Source organism: Paraburkholderia sp. SIMBA_053, assembly GCF_046534895.1.
In the GTDB taxonomy this organism is placed as follows: Bacteria; Pseudomonadota; Gammaproteobacteria; order Burkholderiales; family Burkholderiaceae; genus Paraburkholderia; species Paraburkholderia caledonica.
This window is the reverse complement of the sequence record NZ_JAWRXU010001200.1, coordinates 1-253: the sequence shown is the minus strand read 5'-3', so window position 1 is coordinate 253 and position 253 is coordinate 1. Positions and strand designations below refer to the sequence as shown.

Sequence of the window (253 nt, the reverse complement as noted above, 5' to 3'; positions counted from 1 at the left end):
ACATCCGCACAGCGCCGACGTTCGTTCAGGGGAGCGCGCCTACGACCGCGCAGGCCGCGCCGAGCCCGGTCCTCGTTGCGACAGAGAAGGCCGCGGCAAACGACAATCCGGATTTCAAGATTGCGCTGACGGCGAGGGAGAACGCCAACAATCAGGCGCGCTGGGATGCGCTGAACCAAATTGCGCGCACGCCTGCGGATCTCGACGCAGCGATAGCGGCGCGCGAGGCAGCGGCTGGACCGGCTTATCAGGC

At 66.8% G+C, this 253-nt stretch carries 1 protein-coding gene; it reads left to right on the top strand.

All coding sequences use genetic code 11. The features are described 5' to 3' along the window. Window positions 1-253: hypothetical protein (locus tag SB753_RS39445; protein WP_410805473.1), on the top strand; the 253-nt coding region annotated here is incomplete at both ends.